17 protein-coding genes are annotated in these 17,392 nt (G+C 74.1%); 9 read left to right on the forward strand and 8 right to left on the reverse strand.

What is annotated here, in order from left to right; all coding sequences use genetic code 11:
* Positions 1–15 precede the first annotated feature (15 nt).
* Complete coding sequence (locus ACFYU9_RS24160) at positions 16–1,362, reverse strand: ABC transporter substrate-binding protein (protein WP_389211622.1); 1,347 nt, start codon at positions 1,360–1,362, stop codon at positions 16–18.
* A 299-nt stretch (positions 1,363–1,661) separates the two neighbouring features.
* Between ACFYU9_RS24160 and ACFYU9_RS24165 the strand changes: the two genes are divergently transcribed.
* Positions 1,662–2,729: a LacI family DNA-binding transcriptional regulator gene (locus ACFYU9_RS24165; RefSeq protein WP_389211624.1), complete on the forward strand. Its 1,068-nt coding sequence runs from the start codon at positions 1,662–1,664 to the stop codon at positions 2,727–2,729.
* Positions 2,730–2,904: 175 nt separating this feature from the next.
* Here the strand turns inward: ACFYU9_RS24165 and ACFYU9_RS24170 are convergent, their stop codons facing one another.
* Complete coding sequence (locus ACFYU9_RS24170; protein ID WP_389211626.1) at positions 2,905–3,675, reverse strand: GNAT family N-acetyltransferase; 771 nt, start codon at positions 3,673–3,675, stop codon at positions 2,905–2,907.
* Between the two features lie 204 nt (positions 3,676–3,879).
* Between ACFYU9_RS24170 and ACFYU9_RS24175 the strand changes: the two genes are divergently transcribed.
* Complete coding sequence (locus ACFYU9_RS24175; RefSeq protein ID WP_389211628.1) at positions 3,880–4,383, forward strand: hypothetical protein; 504 nt, start codon at positions 3,880–3,882, stop codon at positions 4,381–4,383.
* Between the two features lie 91 nt (positions 4,384–4,474).
* Here the strand turns inward: ACFYU9_RS24175 and ACFYU9_RS24180 are convergent, their stop codons facing one another.
* The gene (locus ACFYU9_RS24180; RefSeq protein WP_389211630.1) at positions 4,475–5,383 is read right to left on the reverse strand and encodes a poly-gamma-glutamate hydrolase family protein; all 909 of its coding nucleotides are present in this window, start codon (positions 5,381–5,383) and stop codon (positions 4,475–4,477) included.
* Between the two features lie 179 nt (positions 5,384–5,562).
* Positions 5,563–6,024 carry a MarR family winged helix-turn-helix transcriptional regulator gene (locus ACFYU9_RS24185; RefSeq protein WP_389211632.1) on the reverse strand — a complete coding sequence of 154 codons (462 nt, stop codon included), beginning with the start codon at positions 6,022–6,024 and terminating at the stop codon, positions 5,563–5,565.
* A gap of 191 nt (positions 6,025–6,215) precedes the next feature.
* On the opposite strand from ACFYU9_RS24185, the gene ACFYU9_RS24190 reads away from it, so the two are divergent.
* The 6 genes from ACFYU9_RS24190 (at position 6,216) to pcaD (ending at position 11,607) form a co-directional block, all read left to right on the forward strand.
* On the forward strand, positions 6,216–6,968 hold the full coding sequence (locus ACFYU9_RS24190; RefSeq protein WP_389211634.1) for a CoA transferase subunit A: 753 nt from the start codon (positions 6,216–6,218) through the stop codon (positions 6,966–6,968).
* A complete protein-coding gene (locus ACFYU9_RS24195; protein WP_389211636.1) occupies positions 6,965–7,621 on the forward strand; it encodes a CoA transferase subunit B in 657 nt (218 codons plus the stop codon). Before ACFYU9_RS24190 ends, ACFYU9_RS24195 begins: the two co-directional genes overlap by 4 nt.
* A 107-nt stretch (positions 7,622–7,728) precedes the next feature.
* Positions 7,729–8,511, forward strand: a complete 783-nt coding sequence (gene pcaH / locus ACFYU9_RS24200) for a protocatechuate 3,4-dioxygenase subunit beta (protein ID WP_389211638.1) — start codon at positions 7,729–7,731, stop codon at positions 8,509–8,511.
* A 5-nt stretch (positions 8,512–8,516) separates the two neighbouring features.
* Positions 8,517–9,080 carry a protocatechuate 3,4-dioxygenase subunit alpha gene (pcaG, locus tag ACFYU9_RS24205; protein WP_389211640.1) on the forward strand — a complete coding sequence of 188 codons (564 nt, stop codon included), beginning with the start codon at positions 8,517–8,519 and terminating at the stop codon, positions 9,078–9,080.
* The gene (pcaB, locus tag ACFYU9_RS24210; RefSeq protein ID WP_389211642.1) at positions 9,077–10,462 is read left to right on the forward strand and encodes a 3-carboxy-cis,cis-muconate cycloisomerase; all 1,386 of its coding nucleotides are present in this window, start codon (positions 9,077–9,079) and stop codon (positions 10,460–10,462) included. The genes pcaG and pcaB overlap by 4 nt, the downstream gene beginning before the upstream one ends.
* Entirely contained in the window at positions 10,459–11,607 is a 1,149-nt protein-coding gene (gene pcaD, locus ACFYU9_RS24215; protein ID WP_389211643.1) for a 3-oxoadipate enol-lactonase, read from the forward strand. Before pcaB ends, pcaD begins: the two co-directional genes overlap by 4 nt.
* On the opposite strand, the gene ACFYU9_RS24220 is transcribed toward pcaD, so the two are convergent.
* Positions 11,573–13,237, reverse strand: a complete 1,665-nt coding sequence (locus ACFYU9_RS24220) for an IclR family transcriptional regulator C-terminal domain-containing protein (RefSeq protein WP_389211645.1) — start codon at positions 13,235–13,237, stop codon at positions 11,573–11,575. The two genes, pcaD and ACFYU9_RS24220, sit on opposite strands and share 35 nt — an antisense overlap.
* 185 nt (positions 13,238–13,422) lie before the next feature.
* Here ACFYU9_RS24220 and ACFYU9_RS24225 point away from each other — a divergent pair, with 185 nt between their 5' ends.
* Positions 13,423–14,607: a 4-hydroxybenzoate 3-monooxygenase gene (locus ACFYU9_RS24225; RefSeq protein WP_389211647.1), complete on the forward strand. Its 1,185-nt coding sequence runs from the start codon at positions 13,423–13,425 to the stop codon at positions 14,605–14,607.
* Here the strand turns inward: ACFYU9_RS24225 and ACFYU9_RS24230 are convergent.
* From ACFYU9_RS24230 to ACFYU9_RS24240, 3 genes are read right to left on the reverse strand one after another with little or no spacing between them, the layout of a single operon-like run.
* On the reverse strand, positions 14,580–15,245 hold the full coding sequence (locus ACFYU9_RS24230) for a lactate utilization protein C (RefSeq protein ID WP_389211649.1): 666 nt from the start codon (positions 15,243–15,245) through the stop codon (positions 14,580–14,582). The two genes, ACFYU9_RS24225 and ACFYU9_RS24230, sit on opposite strands and share 28 nt — an antisense overlap.
* The gene (locus tag ACFYU9_RS24235; RefSeq protein ID WP_389211651.1) at positions 15,242–16,660 is read right to left on the reverse strand and encodes a lactate utilization protein B; all 1,419 of its coding nucleotides are present in this window, start codon (positions 16,658–16,660) and stop codon (positions 15,242–15,244) included. The genes ACFYU9_RS24230 and ACFYU9_RS24235 overlap by 4 nt, the downstream gene beginning before the upstream one ends.
* Entirely contained in the window at positions 16,657–17,379 is a 723-nt protein-coding gene (locus ACFYU9_RS24240) for a (Fe-S)-binding protein (RefSeq protein WP_389211653.1), read from the reverse strand. The genes ACFYU9_RS24235 and ACFYU9_RS24240 overlap by 4 nt, the downstream gene beginning before the upstream one ends.
* Positions 17,380–17,392 lie beyond the last annotated feature (13 nt).

The following is a 17,392-nucleotide window of genomic DNA, read 5'->3' on the forward strand; positions in this document are numbered from 1 at the left end:
GGCCCCACCGTCCCGCTACTGGTCGATCTTGTCGTCGACCAGGTTCCTGACGTTCTCCCATGCCTTGGCCGGGTCGGTGCCGCGCTGCTCGATGTCGAGGATCCCGTTGTCGGTGAGGAAGGTCTTCACCTGGCCGTCCCAGCGGCTGATCGGGGCCGGCCGGATGTTCGCCGCGGCGGCCGCGTAGATCTGGCCGACCGGGGTGTCGCCGAAGTACGGCAGCTTGGCGCCGGTCACCGCGGGCGAGGTGAGCGTCTGCCGGGTGGACGGGATGTTGCCGTTGACCGCGAAGACCTTGGCGTGCTGGGCGGGTGCGGTGAGCCAGGCGGCCAGTTCCGCCGCCTCCTTGACGTGCTTGCCCGACTTCGGCACGGCGAGGAAGGAACCGCCCCAGTTGCCGGCGACCGGTGGCGCGGCGATGTCCCACTTGCCCTGGTTGGCGGCGCCCGCCTGGTCCTTGATGATGCCGGTCATCCAGCTCGGGCAGGCGACGGTGGCGAACTTCGTGTTCTTGAAGGCGGCGCTCCAGGTGCCCTTCTCGTCGAACTGGCGCAGCTTGGCGGTGATCCCGCTCTGCGCGGCCGCGACGGCGGTGTCCCACCCCTTCCTCACGCCCGGGCTGGTCTCCCAGGCCAGCTTGCCGTTCGCGTCGGCGTACTGCTCCGGCTCGCTGTTGACGACGGCGTTGAACAGGCCGCTCGCCGAGTCGTGGAAGAACGTGCCCTTGGGTGCGTTCTTCTGGTACGTCCTGCCGGTCTCCAGGAACTTCGTCCAGTCGCCGGCCCACAGCTTGCCGACCTCGGCGCGGTCGGTGGGCAGCTCGGCCTCGGCGAACAGCTCCTTGTTGTAGCAGATGGCCATGGGGCCGATGTCGGTGCCGAGGCCGATCACCTTGCCGTCGCCGGTGGTGGCCTGCTTGACCTTCCAGTCGAGGAAGGCGCCGAGGTCGGCGCCGCCGGTCCTGGAGAGGTCCACCCACTTGCCGGCCATCGCCGGGCCGGTCGCCTCGGCGATGTAGCCGACCTCGATCGCCTGGATGTCGGCGAGGCCGCTGCCCCGCGAGAGGCGGAGCTTGAGGGTGTCCCAGTACTTCTGGCCGTCGGCGACGTTCGACTCGACGATCTTGATGTTCGGGTGGGACTTCTCGTACTCGGCGTAGAGCTTGGCGCCGGTCTTGTCGTCGTAGCCGAAGGACCCGAAGGTCCCGACCCGCAGCGTGATCGTGCCGCCGGCGGCGTCGTCGCCGTCTCCGCCGCCACCGCAGCCGGTGAGCAGGAGGGCGCCGGCCGTGAGGGCCGCCAGGGCCGCGAGCGCGGTGGGGCGGGCGCGGCCGGGGGCCCGTCTGCTGCTGGTAGTGCGCATTCCAGTCTCCTCTGGGGCAACGGACACGTGCGGGTGGTGGGAGCGAGTGATGGGAGCGCTCCCATGTCGTCGCCGGAAGGTTCCTGCGCGAGGGGCGGCGGTGTCAAGACATGAACACGGATTCGTGGTGCGGTGACCCATGGGGCGGTGCCGGGTTCGGATCCGATAGAGTGGGAGCGCTCCCATGCCCGAGAGCGCTCGTCACATGACGGCGTTTCCGGTGGGAGCGGGTTCGTGGCCTATCTTGACCAGATCGCCGTACGGGCGAGGCGAGGCCGCACGAGGGGAGTACGAGCGTCGTGAGCGGACGGCACAGGGGCAGGCCCACGCTGGAAGAGGTCGCGGCCCGGGCCGGGGTCGGCCGGGGCACCGTGTCCCGCGTCATCAACGGCTCGCCCCGGGTGAGCGAACAGGCCCGCGAGGCCGTCCAGCGGGCCGTCGAGGAACTCGGCTACGTGCCCAACCTCGCCGCCCGCGCGCTCGCCGGCAACCGCACCGACGCCGTCGCGCTCGTCGTTCCCGAGGCCGAGTCCCGGCTCTTCGCCGAGCCGTACTTCCTCGACCTCATCCGCGGCGTCAGCGCCGAACTGGGCGACGCCGACAAGCAGTTGCTGCTCACCCTGGTGCGCACCGAACGCGAGCGGCAGCGCTTCGAGCAGTACCTCGCCGCCCGCCGCGTCGACGGCGTCCTGCTCGCCTCCGTCCACGCCGACGACCCGCTGCCCGACCGGGTCCGCGAGCTCGGCCTGCCCGTCGTCCTCGGCGGGCGGCGCGGACCCGACGAGTCCGCCGCCTTCGTCGACTCCGACAACGAGGGCGCCGGCCGCGCCGCCGTCGCCCATCTCGCCGCGCGCGGCCGCCGCCGGATCGCCACCATCACCGGCCCGCTCGACATGTACGTGGCCCGCGCCCGGCTCGACGGCTACCGCGCGGGCATCGCGGCGGCCGGCCTCGCCCCCGACGAACTCCTCGTCGCCACCGGTGACTTCACCGAGGAGGGCGGCCGCCGCGCCATGCGCGAGCTCATCGACCGGGCCCCCGGCCTCGACGCCGTCTTCGCCGCCTCCGACGTGATGGCGGCCGGCGCCCGCGGCGTCCTGCGCGAGGCCGGCCGCCGCATCCCCGACGACGTCGCCCTCGTCGGCGTCGACGACTCGGCCGTCGCCCGCCTGATGGACCCGCCGCTCACCAGCGTCCGGCAGCCGATCGAGGAGATGGGCCGCACGATGGCGCGGATGCTCCTCCGGGCGATCGCCGGGCCGGGCGAGGCGGCGCGAGCGGCGTCGGCGGGAGCGGAGGAGCCGGGGACGGCGGACCGGGAGCCCTGTGTGCTGCCGACGGAGCTGGTGGTGCGCGACTCGTCGTGACGCCGGGCGCTGTCGGCCGGCGCCGGGCCGGGTCCGGGCTCCCGACCGGGTCCGGCCCGCGACCGGGTTCGGACGTTGCCGCCCCCCGCCCGGTCCGGCTCCCCGCCCGGGTCCGGCTCCTGACCGGATCCGGCTCCCGACCGCGGTTGCGGACGCGGTCGGGAGCCGGACGCGCTCACGGGACGAGGACGGTGAGGGAGGTGTCCGTGACCGTGAATCCGAGCTTCTCGTACAGGTGGCGGGCCGGATTGCCGTCGCTCACCGCCAGTCCGATCTCCGTCAGGCCGTGGGAGGCGGCGTCCGCGAGCATCCGGCGCAGCAGCACCGAGCCCAGGCCGGCCCGGCCCGCCTCCGGCAGCCGGAACACGGTCGCGATCCACGGCAGCCCGTCCCGGTCCGCGACGACGACCCCGGCGACCACCCGGTCCTCGGCGTCGACCACGAGGGCGCTGCACGGCAGCACCGGCCCCAGCATGTCGCCGCTGAGCAGCGGGACCAGCTGGGTCTCCAGGGCCTCCTCGTCGCCGCCCGTGAAGTGGTCCGGATGACCGGCCGAGAAGGCGGCGCGCCAGGCCGGGAACAGGTCGCGCGCGGGCCGGTCGCAGGGCACGATCCGCAGCCCGTCAACCGGCCCGCCCTCGGGCCCCTCCGGCAGCCCGGCCGTCGCCCACTCCTGCGGCAGCGGGTCGGCGACCAGTTCGCGTCGCATGCCGTGGGCGTGGCGCATGACGCGCGCGCCGTGCCGGATCAGCTCCTGGCCGAGCTCCACGGAGCCCGAGACGGCCCAGCCGGACATCCCGGCGAGGATCGCCGGCACCGGATCGGGGCCGACCACCTCGGCGAGGTCGGCCCAGGGATGGCCGTCCCGCGTGCCCGGCAGATAGGTCAGCACGGGCCGGCCGTCGGGGCCGGTGAAGGTCTGGCGCTGTTCGTCGTGCGAAGTCAACTGGTGAGCCAATCGATAGCGGAGTCGCGGTGAGCGGGGCCATGTTCCGACGCCCGCTGCCGAGGGGCAACGGAATTACGCGAGCGCCGGGGGCGTGTCCGACGGCGCGTCACCACGGCGACTCGGTGTGGTTGCGGTTCGGCCTCGGGTGCGGCCCGGCGCGGGCCGGTCGGCCAGGCTCCGCCCAAGAGGACGAGACCGGAGGTGGAACACCGGACGGGCCCGGGGTCGGCGACGGGCTGTCTGTGGGGCGGCTGCCTGACCGTGCTGGTGGCTCTGCTCGTGCTCGTGGTCGGCGTCTGGATCTGGCTGGCCACCATGCCGGGCCGCGCCGAGGACAAGGCGCGCGACGGCCTCCGCGCGTCCGCCGAGGACCGTCGCCTGCGGCTGGCCGGGGCGGCGGTGGACGGGACCCTGGACGATGCGGAGATCGCCCGGCTGTTCCCCCGGGGGAAGCCCGCTCCCGGTCTGATCGGCGTCCGGCGGCACGACGGCGCGACCACCGTCGTCGCCGGCCTGCTCGGCATCGGTCCGCCGGGCTCGGTCCTCTCCGCGAACGAGACCTTCGTGACCGGCTGCTTCGCCTTCGACGTCACCGTCCCGGCGGGCGGAAGCCCGCAGGTGACGATGCGTGACCTGCCCGACGACAGCTGTCCGTACGCTCCGGAGGCGCCGAAACCGACGCCGAAACCGAAACCGGCGCCGTAGCCGGGCGGGAGCGAGCCGTCCGGAGCCTGATACCGCCAGGCGGGCCGGAACCAGGAGGCGACGGCCCGCCCGAAGTGACAGGAGGCAGGTCCTAGACCGCGTCGAGACCCAGCTCGTGGTTCTTGATCGCCTCGCGCACGGCGTTGACGAAGCCGTTCCAGAAGCGGTCGGCGTAGGGGCTGTCGGTGCTCGGCACGCCGGCCGTCGTGCGGCGGTTCGCGGCGCCGGAGAAGGTGCCGAACATCGCCGAGCGCAGCGCCGTGGAGATCTCCAGCTGGGCGCCGGCGCCGGTACGGGTGCGGTTGACGATGTTCGTCGGGTCGTCGCCGTTGATGGGGTCGGTCGCGCCCGCGAAGACCACCGTCACGTTCCACGCCGTGTTGGTGTTGTTGGTGGTGAAGCCGTACTTGGTGAAGGCGGCGAGCAGGTTGCGCTTGAGCCGCTCGTCCCGGCCACCGATGTTGATCTTCTTCTCGGTCGGCTCGCTGAAGCCGTGCAGGGAGACCGCGTACAGGTTGTTGGCGCAGACGGCCAGCGCGGCCGGGTCGTCGCAGTGGGTCGAGGTGACGTGCTGGTTGTCCGGGTTGGCCAGCGCCTCGAACATCCAGTAGTCGCGCTGCGGCTCTCCGGCTATCGCCGCGCTCGCCGGATCGGCGGTGTAGTCGAACGGCGTGTAGCCGGCGACGGCCATGCACAGCTCGCTCGTGCCCGACTCGATGGCACCGCCGTGCGGCGCGATGACCGCGGTGCTGTTGACGGCGACGCTCGTGTTCTTCGCGTTGTCCGTGACCTGCACCGGCGCGCCGATCCGGAAGCGCCGCATCCAGTCGGTGCCCTCCTTGGCCGCGGTCTTCGTGTACAGGTCGGTGTTCGAGGCGTACAGCTCGGTGGCCGCGGCGGCGGGCGTGGCGCCGTTGCCCGCCACGGCGTTCAGCGTGGGCAGGCCCGCGGCGACGGCGGCGACGGAAGCGAGGACGGTGCGTCTGCTGGTGTTGGTCATGGAGCCGATCCTGCACCACGCCCCGGCGTCCCCCTCCGCGGGGTCCCCCTGAACATGACAAGCCGAGCTCACCGCCGACCGGGACACCCCGTCCGAAAGCCGGATGCCGGCGCCATCCGGCGACCCCCGATCGTCAGTGTCCAGATGATCGGGTCGCGTCCGGACGTCGGATGCCCGGCCTACGGTGCGGGCTCCGGCTCCGCCGGGCTGCGCAGTTGTTCCGCCGCGTCGGAGACCCGGCGCATCAGGGACAGGAAGAGCGTCTGTTCCCCGGGGGAGAGCGGCGCCAGGAAGATCTGGTTCATCCGGGCCGTGCGCACCGTGAGGCGTCTGTGCGTGCGGACGCCCTCGTCCGTGAGGCGCAGTTGGAAGCGGCGGCCGTCCTCGGGGTCGCGGACCTTGTCGAGGAGGCCGCGGCGGGTGAGGCGGCTGATGACCTCGGCGATCGTGGAGCGGTCCAGGCCCACGCGTTCGCCGACGGTGCGCTGGTCGAGTCCGGGTTCGGCGGTGAGGGCGTTGAGGACGCCGAACTGCGGGGAGGTGATCTCCTCCGAGACCATCGTCGTCCACAGTAGATGGTGTGCCTGCTGGAGCCGCCGGGCCAGGTGCCCGGGATGCGTGGTCAGGTCGACCGCGGCCATGGCGTGCCTTCCTCTGCCGTTTCGTCTGTGCACGGAACGATACCCGCCCGCGGAGTGATATCCGTGACCCGTTGACGCCAGGGCGGGTGGCTGCCAGCATGGCCCGGTCGGTCCAGATGCTCAGTGCACTGATTAATTCTGTGTGCTCTCCTTCCCCGGACACAACGTCCGGGCGGAACGAAAGGCCCTTCATGGACAAGGTGGTCGCCACCGCCGCCGAGGCGGTGGCGGACGTCCCGGACGGAGCGACGCTCGCCGTCGGCGGCTTCGGCCTCAGCGGCGTGCCGAACGCGCTCATCCAGGCACTCCACGCCCGCGGCGTCAGCGGCCTGGGCGTCGTCTCCAACAACTGCGGCGCGCTCGACTCCGGCCTCGCCGTGCTGCTCGCCGACGGCCGGATCGCCCGCGTCACCGGCTCGTACATCGGCGCGAACAAGGAGTTCGCCCGCCAGTACCTGGCCGGCGAGCTCGAGGTCGAGCTCATCCCGCAGGGCACCCTGGCCGAACGCCTGCGCGCCGGCGGCTGCGGCATCCCCGCCTTCTACACCCCCGCCGGCGTCGGCACCCAGGTCTCCGACGGCGGCCTGCCCTGGCGCCACGACGGCGCGGGCGGTGTCGCCCTCGCCTCACCGCCCAAGGAGGTGCGCGAGTTCGCCGGCGTCCCGCACGTCCTGGAGCACGCCATCCGCACCGACTACGCCCTCGTCCGCGCCGCCGCCGGCGACCGGCACGGCAACCTCGTCTTCCACGCCGCCGCGCGCAACTTCAACCCGCTGGCCGCCATGGCCGGCCGGATCACCGTCGCCGAGGTCGAGGAGCTCGTCGAACCCGGCACCCTCGACCCCGACCACGTCCATCTGCCCGGCATCTTCGTCCAGCGCGTGATCGCCCTCACCTCCGAGCAGGCCGCCGACAAGGCGATAGAGAAGAGGACGACACGATGAGCTGGACCCGCGAACAGATGGCCGCCCGTGCCGCCCGTGAGCTGACGGACGGCCAGTACGTCAACCTCGGCATCGGCCTGCCGACGCTCATCCCCAACCATCTCCCCGCCGGCGTCGAGGTCGTCCTCCACTCCGAGAACGGCATCCTCGGCACCGGCCCGTACCCCACCGAGGACGAGGTCGACCCCGATCTCATCAACGCCGGCAAGGAGACCGTCACCCTCCTGCCCGGCGCCTCCTGCTTCGACTCCGCGCTCTCCTTCGGCATGATCCGCGGCGGCCACATCGACGTCGCCGTCCTCGGCGCCATGCAGGTCTCCGCCCGCGGCGACCTCGCCAACTGGGCCGTGCCCGGACGGATGGTGACGGGCATCGGCGGCGCCATGGACCTCGTCCACGGCGCCCGCACGGTCATCGCGCTCATGACCCACACCGCCAAGGACGGCACCCCGAAGATCGTGGCCGCGTGCGACCTGCCGCTCACCGGGCGCGGCTGCGTCGACCGCGTCATCACCGACCTGTGCGTCCTCGACGTCACGCCCGACGGACTCGTCCTCGTCGAGACGGCGCCCGGAGTGACGCCGCGGGAGGTGGCGGCGCTGACGGCGGCGCCGGTGCTGCTGCCCGGCGACGCCGCCCCCGCCGCCGGCTGACGGCCCCGCTACCGGCTCCGCGTCGCACCGCCGCCGGCTGACGGCCCCGGCTCCCCGTCGGCCCCGCCGCCCTTCCCCCCCCCGAACTCCTACTCGCAGGAGGTTCCATGACCGAGCTCACCCAAGCCCGCATCGACGCAGAGATCGGCGCCCACCAGGACGCCTACGACACCGCGCTCGCCGCCGGCGCCCCGCCCCGCCACCACCCGCCGCGCGACTACCCCCCGTACCGCAGCTCCCTGCTCCGCCACCCCCGCCGGCCGCTCGTCGCCGTCGGGCCCGGCGCCGACGGCGACCCGGAGGCCGTGGAGCTCAGCGGGCCGGTGTTCGGTGCCACCGATGTCACCGAGCACGACAACGACCTCACCGCGGCCCACGCCGGCGAACCCCTCGGCGAGCGGATCACCGTCTCCGGACGGCTGCTCGACCGCGCGGGCCGCCCCGTGCGCGGACAGCTGATCGAGATCTGGCAGGCGAACGCCTCCGGCCGCTACGCGCATCTGCGCGACCGCCACCCGGCCCCGCTCGATCCCCATTTCACCGGTGTGGGACGGACCCTGACGGACGATCAGGGAAATTACTCCTTCACCACCGTCAAGCCCGGCGCCTACCCCTGGCGCAACCACACCAACGCCTGGCGCCCCGCGCACATCCACTTCTCCGTCTTCGGGAGCGCGTTCACCCAGCGGCTCGTCACCCAGATGTACTTCCCCGGCGATCCGCTCCTCGCCCACGACCCGATCCTGCGCTCGGTCACCGACCCCGCCGCCCGCGACCGGCTCGTCGCACGCTACGAACACGGCCTGTCGGTACCCGAGTTCTCGCTCGGCTACGCCTGGGACATCGTCCTCGACGGACCCGCCGCCACCTGGACCGAGGAAGGCCGCTGACCACCATGGAGCCCCTGCTGCCGCCGACCGCCTCATCCACCGTCGGCCCCTTCTACGGCTACGCCCTGCCCTTCCCCGGCGGCGAGCGCGTCGCCCCCGAAGGACACCCCGAACGCATCACCCTGCACGGCCACGTCCTGGACGGCGCGGGCGACCCCGTGCCCGACGCACTCCTGGAGTTCTGGCAGGCCGGCCCCGACGGCTCGCTCGCCGGCGCCCCCGGCTCGCTGCGCCGCGACCCCGTCACCGGCGGCCACCTCGGCCGCAACGGCACAGACTTCACCGGCTTCGGCCGTGTCGCCACCGACGCCGACGGCCACTACACGCTGCACACCCTGCCGCCCGGCAATCCCGGTCAACCGCACATCAGCGTCTGTGTGTTCGCCCGCGGACTCCTCCACCACCTCTACACCCGCGCCTACCTCGCCGACGGCCCCGACCCGCTGCTCGACCGGCTCCCCGCCGACCGGCGCGCCACCCTGATCGCCGCCGCGGAGCCGTACCGTACCCACCGCTTCGACATCCGCCTCCAGGGCGAGGGCGAGACCGTGTTCCTGGAGTTCCCGTGACGGCCGCCGCCGACGAGGAGCTGCCCGACTCGGGGCTCCTCGACCCCGTGCGCGCGGGCTCACCGGCCGAGACCGCCACCGGCGACCGCGCGTTCCTCCAGGCCCTGCTCGACGCCGAGGCCGCCCTCACCCGCGCCCAGGCCGCCACCGGAACCGCGCCGGCGGAGGCCGCCCGCGCCGTGACCGCGGCGGCGGCCGACCCCGGACGCCTCGACGTCCGCGCGATCGCCCTGCGCGCCCGCGCCGGCGGCAATCCGGTCATCCCACTGGTCGCCGACCTGACCGCGGCGGCGGGGGAGTGGGGGCCGTACGTCCACCGGGGCGCGACCAGCCAGGACGTCATGGACACCGCCGCCATGCTGGTGGCCACCCGCGCCCTCGGCCTCGTCCTGGCCGACCTCGCCCGTACGGAACGGGCGCTCGCCGCCCTCGCCGCCGCCCACCGCGACACCGTCATGCCCGGCCGCACCCTCACCCAGCACGCCGTCCCCACCACCTTCGGCCTCAAGGCGGCGGGATGGCGGTCGCTGGTGCTCGACGCCCGGGACCGGATCACCGCGGTACGGGACGGGCTGCCCGCCCAACTCGGCGGCGCCGCCGGAACCCTGGCAGCCTTCGCCGACGCAGCCGACGCAGCCGACGCAGCCGACTCCGCGGGCGGCGCCGCGGACGCGACCGCGCTGCCCGCCGCGTACGCCCGCGAACTCGGCCTCGCCGTACCCCTGTTGCCCTGGCACACCCTGCGCACCCCGGTCGCCGACCTCGCCGGCGTCCTCGCGCTCACCGCCGGGGCGCTCGGCAAGCTCGCCGCGGACGTGCTGACCCTCTCGCGCACCGAGATCGCCGAGCTCGCCGAGGGCGAGGGCGGCGGCTCGTCCGCCATGCCGCACAAGGCGAACCCCGTCCGCGCCACCCTCGTCGCCTCCGCCGCCCGCCGTGCCCCGCACCTCGCGGCGAGCCTGTACTCCTGCCTCGCAGCCGAGGACGAGCGGCCCGCCGGCGCCTGGCACGCCGAGTGGGAACCGCTCCGCGAACTGCTGCGCCTGGTGGGCGGCGCCGCCCACCACGCGGCCGCGCTCGCCGAAGGGCTCCGCGTCGACCCGGACGCCATGCGCGCCCACCTCGGCCTCACCGGCGGACTCCTCGTCGCCGAACGGCTCGCCACCGCGCTCGCCCCGCGCCTCGGCCGGGCCAGGGCCCGCGCGCTCCTGGCCGAACTCGCCACCCGTACGCGCGCCGAGGGCCGACCGCTCGCCGAACTCCTCGCGGAGCAGGCTGAATTGGGCGGCATCGACGCCGCCGAGCTGACTGCCCTCGCCGATCCCGCCCGCGCCACCGGATGCGCCGGAGCCCTCACCGACCAAGCCCTGGAGCGACGTTGACCGACCGCACCCTCCACCACGTCGCCGAAGGACCCGCCACCGCCCCGGTCCTCGTCCTCGGCCCCTCGCTCGGCACCTCCACCGCCCTGTGGGACGCCGTCGCCCCCGAACTCTCCCTCACCCACCGGGTCGTACGCTGGGACCTGCCCGGTCACGGCCGCTCACCCGCCGGGCTCATCGGACCCGGCGCGACCGTCGCCGACCTCGCGCGGCTGGTCCTCGACCTCGCCGACGGCCTGGGCGCCGACCGCTTCTCGTACGCAGGAGTGTCCCTCGGCGGCGCCGTCGGCCTCCACCTCGCCGCCCACCACCCCGAGCGGATCGAACGCCTCGCCGTCCTCTGCTCCTCCGCCCACTTCGGCGGCGCCGCGCCGTGGGAGGAGCGCGCGGCGACGGTCAGGCGCGAGGGCCTGGAGCGGCTCGCCGACACCGCCGACGCCCGCTGGTTCACGCCCGGGTTCACCCTGCCGCGCCTGGTCGAGGACCACCGGGCCGCAGACCCCGGGGCGTACGCGGCGTGCTGCGACGCGCTCGCCGCGTTCGACCTGCGCGACCGCCTCGCCGGCATCACCGCGCCCACCCTGCTCATCGCCGGCCGCGACGACCCGGCGACCCCGCCGGCCCATCTGCGCGAGATCGCCGACGCCGTCGCCCGCTCCGCGCTCACGGAGATCCCCGGCGCCTCGCACCTGGCCGTCGCCGAGCGCCCGGAGCCCGTGCTCGCCGCGCTGCGCGCCCACTTCACTGACGGCTTCGCGCGGAGCGGCATGAAGGTCCGCCGCGAAGTGCTCGGCGACGCCCACGTCGACCGGGCCCAGGCGCGCCAGACCGCACTCACCGGCCGCTTCCAGGACTTCATCTCCCGCTACGCGTGGGGCGAGATCTGGACCGACCCGACGCTCAGCCGCCGTGAACGCAGCCTGATCACCCTCACCGCGCTCGTCGCCCACGGCCACCACGAGGAACTCGCCCTGCACCTGCGCGCGGCCCGGCGCAACGGCCTCACCGACGAGGAGATCGCCGCCGCCCTCCTCCAGACGGCCGTCTACTGCGGCGTCCCGGCCGCCAACGCCGCCTTCGCCGTCGCCCAGCGCGTCCTCGGCGAGGAGCTCAGTGCGCCGGAACCCGGGCGAAGCGCTCCGTGACGTGCAGATCCTCCTCGATCCCGGCGATCGCGGCCGCCAGCTCCGGCAGCACCTCGCGCACGCACTCCTCGCGCGAGCGGCGGGCGGCGTGCAGGGCCACGTTCACGGCGGCGACGACCCGGCCCGCCCGGTCGCGCACCGGCATCGCGATCGACCGCAGCCCTTCCTCCAGCTCCTCGTCGACCAGCGCGTACCCGTCGACCGCCACCCGGTCCAGGAGCGCGTCGAGTTCGGCGCGGCCGGTCACGGTGCGCGGGGTGAGGGCCCGCAGCTCGGAGCCGGCGAGCCGGGCGGCGCGGTCGGCGGCCGGGAGGTCCGCGAGCAGGACGCGGCCCATGGAGGTCGCGTACGCGGGGAAGCGGGTGCCGAGGGTGATGTGGACGTTCATGATGCGGCTGGTCTCGACCCGGCCGGTGTACTGGACCTCGCCGCCGGTCAGGACGGCCAGCGACGTGGATTCGCGCACCCGCTCCGCCAGGGCGGCCAGGTGCGGCTGGGCGATCCGGGTGAGCGTGGTCCGTGACAGCGGGGCGAAGCCCAGCGAGAGCACCCGAGGTGTCAGCCGGAACTCCCGTCCGTCCACCGCCACACAGCCCATGTGCTCCAGGGTGATCAGGGCGCGCCGGGCCGTGGCCCGGGCCAGACCGGTGGCCTCGGCGACGGCCGTCAGCGCAAGCGCGGCCCGGCCGGTGCCGAACGCCGTGATCACCGTGAGTCCGCGCGCCAGCGACTCCACGAACTCCCGGCCCAGCTCCTGCTTGGAGGCACCGGTCCAGGCGGCGAGCCCGCTCGGCGCGGCCGGCTCCGCCGCCGGCGCGTCCCGCAGCTCCCGCGCCATCGCGTCGGCCGCGGCGCGCAGCCGCGGCAGCAGGGCCGTGCGCAGCGAGGCGGCGTCGTGCCGGCTGGTGTGGCTCACGGCGCTGAGGACGCAGGCGATCCGTCCGTCGGCCCCGCGCACCGGCACCGCGAGCGCCACGAGCCCCGGCTCGACCAGCTGGTCGTCGACCGCGAAGCCGGCCTCGCCCGCCTCGGCGGCGCGCGCCGCGAAGTCGCCCGCGCCGGCGGCGGACGGGATGGCCGGGGGCAGGGCGGGAAAGCCGAGCCCGGCCGGATCGGCCGCCCGGCGGTCCCGCCAGCACGTCCACGCCGGCTCGTCCCACTCCGAGGCGAACAGCACACCGGGCGCCGTGCGTTCGGCCGGCAGCAGGTCGCCGATGCGGAAGCTCACCGACATGGCCCGGCGCCGGGTCGCCTGGTGGACGAAGCGGATGCCGTCGCCGTCGGCGACCGCGAGCGACACCGACTCGTCCAGCTCGTCGGCGAGCGCCTCGGCGCGCCCGCCGAGCAGGTCGGGCAGCCGTACGGAGGCGAGGTAGGCGTTGCCGAGTTCGAGCAGCCGGGGCGCGAGCACGATGTCGCGGCCCTCGCTCCGCACGTATCCCATGCGGGCGAGCGTGCCGGTGACCCGGTCGACCGTGGAGCGGGCGAGCCCCGTGGCGCGTTCGAGTTCGCCGACCGGCAGCCGGCCGCCCGCGTCGGTGAGCCGGCGCAGCACGCCGATTCCGCGCAGCAGCGGCGTCACCGCCTCGGGCGGTGCGTCGTCGGTCGTGTCGTGGCTCGTCGCTGGCATCGGCTCTCCGTCGTGGATCTTCGCTCCACCGTAGTGAATGCGCGTGCGGTCAGGGTGGCGCACCCCGTTGACAGGCGGGCCCGACCGCAACCAGACTCCCAGCATAGTGAAGATGTCTTCACTATGCGAACAGCCTATGCGAACAACTCTGCACGGATCACGATTCGACGCGACGAGGAGACCTCATGCACACCACCGTCGGCATCATCGGCGGCGGCCCCTCCGGCCTGCTCCTGGCCCGCCTGCTGCACCGCGCGGGCATCGACAGCGTCGTCCTGGAGAGCCGCGACCGCGCCTACGTCGAACGCCGCCAGCGCGCCGGCATCCTCGAACAGGCCACCGTCGACGCGCTGCGCGCCGCCGGCGCGGGCGCCCGCCTCGACACCGAGGGCCTCCCGCACGACGGCATCGAACTCCGCCACGACGGCCGCGCCACCCGCGTCGACTTCCCGGACCTCACCGGCGGCCGGCGCGTCTGGGTCTACGCCCAGACCGAGGTCGTCAAGGACCTCGTCGCCCTCCAGCTCGCCGAAGGCGGCCCGCTGCTCTTCGAGGCCGAGGCCCTCGCCGTCGAGGGCGCCGACACCGACCGCCCCCGCGTCCGCTTCACCCACGAGGGCCGCGAACAGATACTGACCTGCGACTACGTCGTCGGCTGCGACGGCTACCACGGCGTCACCAGGAACGCCGTGCCCGAGACCGAACGGCGCACCTTCGAGCGCACCTATCCCTACTCCTGGCTCGGCATCCTCGCCGACGCCCCGCCCGTCTACGACGAGCTGATCTACGCCCACTCCGAGCGCGGCTTCGCCCTCGCCAGCATGCGCTCGCCGTCCGTCAGCCGGCTCTACCTCCAGGTCCCCAACGGCACCGACCCGGCCGACTGGCCCGACGAGCGCGTCTGGGACGAACTCGACGCCCGCCTCGCCCTGGACGCCGACCCCGGCTGGCGCCTCACCCGGGGCACGGTCACCCAGAAGTCCGTACTGCCGATGCGCAGTTCGGTCACCGAGCCGATGCGCTTCGGCCGGATCCTGCTCGCCGGCGACGCGGCGCACATCGTGCCCCCGACCGGCGCCAAGGGCCTGAACCTCGCCGCCGCCGACGTCATCGTCCTGGCCCGCGCCTTCGCGCACCTGCAGGAGACCGGCTCCACCGAGCTGCTCGACGCCTACTCCGACACCTGCCTGCGCCGGGTGTGGCGGGCCGAGCACTTCTCGTACTTCATGACCACCACCCTGCACGCCGACCCGGCCCAGTCGCCCTTCGACACCCGCCTCCAGCAGTCCCAGCTGGACCGGATCGCCACCTCGCCTCACGCGGCGACCGAGCTCGCCGAGAACTACACCGGCCTGCCGCTCGACGTCTGACCGGAGCCCACCAGGACGACCTCCAGGCGGCGCGGCCCGTGCACCCCCTCCACCCGGTCGAGCTCGATGTCGCTCGTCGCAGACGGCCCGGAGATCCAGGTCAGCGGCCGCGCCGGAGCCAGCAGGGGCAGCGCGAGCGGTACCGACGCCACCACCTGGTCCGGCACCCGTACGACGCACACGTGCAGATCAGGTACGAGGGTGAGCGCGCGCCGGCCCTGCCCCGGGCCGCCGTCGAGGACGATCGTGCCGGTCTCGGCGACCGCGACGGCGCAGCCGGTCACCACCGCGTCCGTCGCGTCCAGCCGACGGGCCGTCAGCGAACCGTCGTCGGGGCGGAGTTCGACGTCAGCGCCCCGTCCCGACAGCCATTCCTCCGGCAGCCCGGGCGGTACGGCGACACTGCGGGCACCGTGCCCGGCGAGCAGCCGGCCGATCAGCTCCGCCAGGCCGTCGGGGTCGGAGCGGTGGACGACGGCACGGTAGTCGGCGAGGTTCTCGTGCAGCAGACCGGTGAGCGCGGCCGGGTCGCCGGGCGCGTGCCGCTCCCGGTAGCGGCGCTCCGGCCCGGGCGCCTCGGGCGCTCCGGCGACGGCCGCGCGGATCCGGGCCAGGATCAGGTCCCTGGAAGAGGTCATGAGCGGTTCTTCCTCCACCACTCGCGGAACGGCTCCTCGGGCAGCTCCGGCAGGTCTCTGGTCCCGGTCCAGGCGCCGGCGCCCGGCGGGTTCCTCGGGTGCAGCGCGCGGGTGCGGGCCGCGAGGCGCTCCCCGGCGGCCAGCACGCCGGGCCGGTCGAGCACCCAGCCCGCCGCCTTCACCGCCGCGCGTTCGAGCCGGTGCCCCGGGCCGCCCTGCCCGGCGACCCGCTCGCGCAGGTGCACGAGGACCTCGGGGATGTCGATGGCGACCGGGCACACCTCGTAGCAGGCGCCGCAGAGCGAGGAGGCGTACGGCAGCGAGGCGTCGATCTCGCTCGCCGTACCGCGCAGCTGGGGCGTGAGGATCGCGCCGATCGGCCCCGGGTAGACGGAGCCGTAGGCGTGGCCGCCGGCCCGCTCGTACACCGGGCAGACGTTGAGGCACGCCGAGCAGCGGATGCAGCGCAGCGCCTGCCGGCCGGTGGCGTCGGCGAGGACGTCGGTGCGGCCCGCGTCGAGCAGCACGAGGTGGAAGTCGGTGGGCCCGTCGCCGTCGGTGGTGCCGGTCCACATCGACGTGTACGGGTTCATCCGCTCGGCGGTCGAGGAGCGCGGCAATGTCTGCAGGAACACCTCCAGGTCCCGCCAGGTGGGCACGACCTTCTCGATGCCGACGACCGAGATCAGGGTCTCGGGGAGGGTGAGGCACATCCGCCCGTTGCCCTCGGACTCGACCACGACGAGCGTGCCGGTCTCGGCCACCATGAAGTTGGCGCCGGAGATGCCGACCTTCGCGCTCAGGAACTTCTCGCGGAGGTGCAGCCGGGCGGCCTCGGCGAGCTCGGCGGGCGCGTCGGTGAGGTCCTTTGGCGCCGGGCGGCCCCAGTTGCCCATCTCGGAGCGGAAGACGTCCCGGATCTCGCCCCGGTTGCGGTGGATCGCCGGGACGAGGATGTGCGAGGGCCGGTCGTCGCCCAGCTGGACGATGAGCTCCGCCAGGTCGGTCTCGTAGGCGCGGATGCCCTCGGCGGCCAAGGCCTCGTTGAGCCCGATCTCCTGGGTGGCCATCGACTTGACCTTCACGACCTCCGTCTCGCCGGTCTCCTTCACCAGGCCGGCGACGATCCGGTTGGCCTCGGCGGCGCCCGCCGCCCAGTGCACCGTGCCGCCCGCCGCCGTCACCGCCTCCTCCAACCGGAGCAGATAGCGGTCGAGATGACGGAGCGTGTGGTCCTTGATCCGCCGGCCCGCCTCGCGCAGCTCCGCCCAGTCGTCGAGCTCGGCGACCGCCCGGGCCCGCTTGTCGCGGATGGTGTGGGTGGCGTGCCTCAGGTTGGCGCGGAGGGTCTCGTCGCGCACGGCGTCGTGCGCGGCCTTCGGAAACGCCGGCATGCCGAGGAACGTGCCGCTCATGCCAGGGGCTCCTCTTCCGTGCTCGCCAGGATCTCCGCGAGGTGCACCGGCCGCATGCCCGGCAGCACCTTCATCCGGCTCATCGTGCCACCCAGGTGCATCAGGCACGAGCTGTCCGCCCCGCACAGCACCTCGGCGCCGGTCGACACCGCGTTGCGGACCTTGTCCGCGCCCATCGCCGCCGACACGTCCGGGTTCTTCACGGCGAACGTGCCGCCGAAGCCGCAGCACTCCTGCGCGCCGGGCAGTTCGACGAGCTCCAGGCCCTTGACGGCTCCGAGCAGCCGGCGCGGCCGGTCGCCGAGCCCGAGGAGCCGCAGCCCGTGGCAGGAGGGGTGGTAGGTGACGGTGTGCGGGAAGTAGGCGCCGACGTCGGTCACGCCGAGGACGTCGACCAGGAACTCCGTCAGCTCGTAGGTCCTGGGCCCGAGTTCGGCGGCCTCGGGACCGAACTGCGGGTAGTGGCGGCGGAGCATCGCGGCGCAGGAACCGGAGGGCGTGACCACGTGCTCGTACCCGGCGAAGGCGCGCACCGTGCGGCGGACCAGGGGAGCCGTCTCGGCGCGGTAGCCGGTGTTGAACTGCGGCTGCCCGCAGCACGTCTGGGCGGCGGGGAAGTCGACGGTGACGCCGAGGCGTTCGAGCAGCCGGACGGTCGCCACTCCCGTCGCCGGGAACAGGGCGTCGTTGACGCAGGTGACGAACAGGGCGACGCGCATGAGCGGGGCCTTC

The sequence above is a fragment of the Streptomyces sp. NPDC004327 genome (genome assembly GCF_042873935.1).
Classification (GTDB): domain Bacteria; phylum Actinomycetota; class Actinomycetes; order Streptomycetales; family Streptomycetaceae; genus Streptomyces.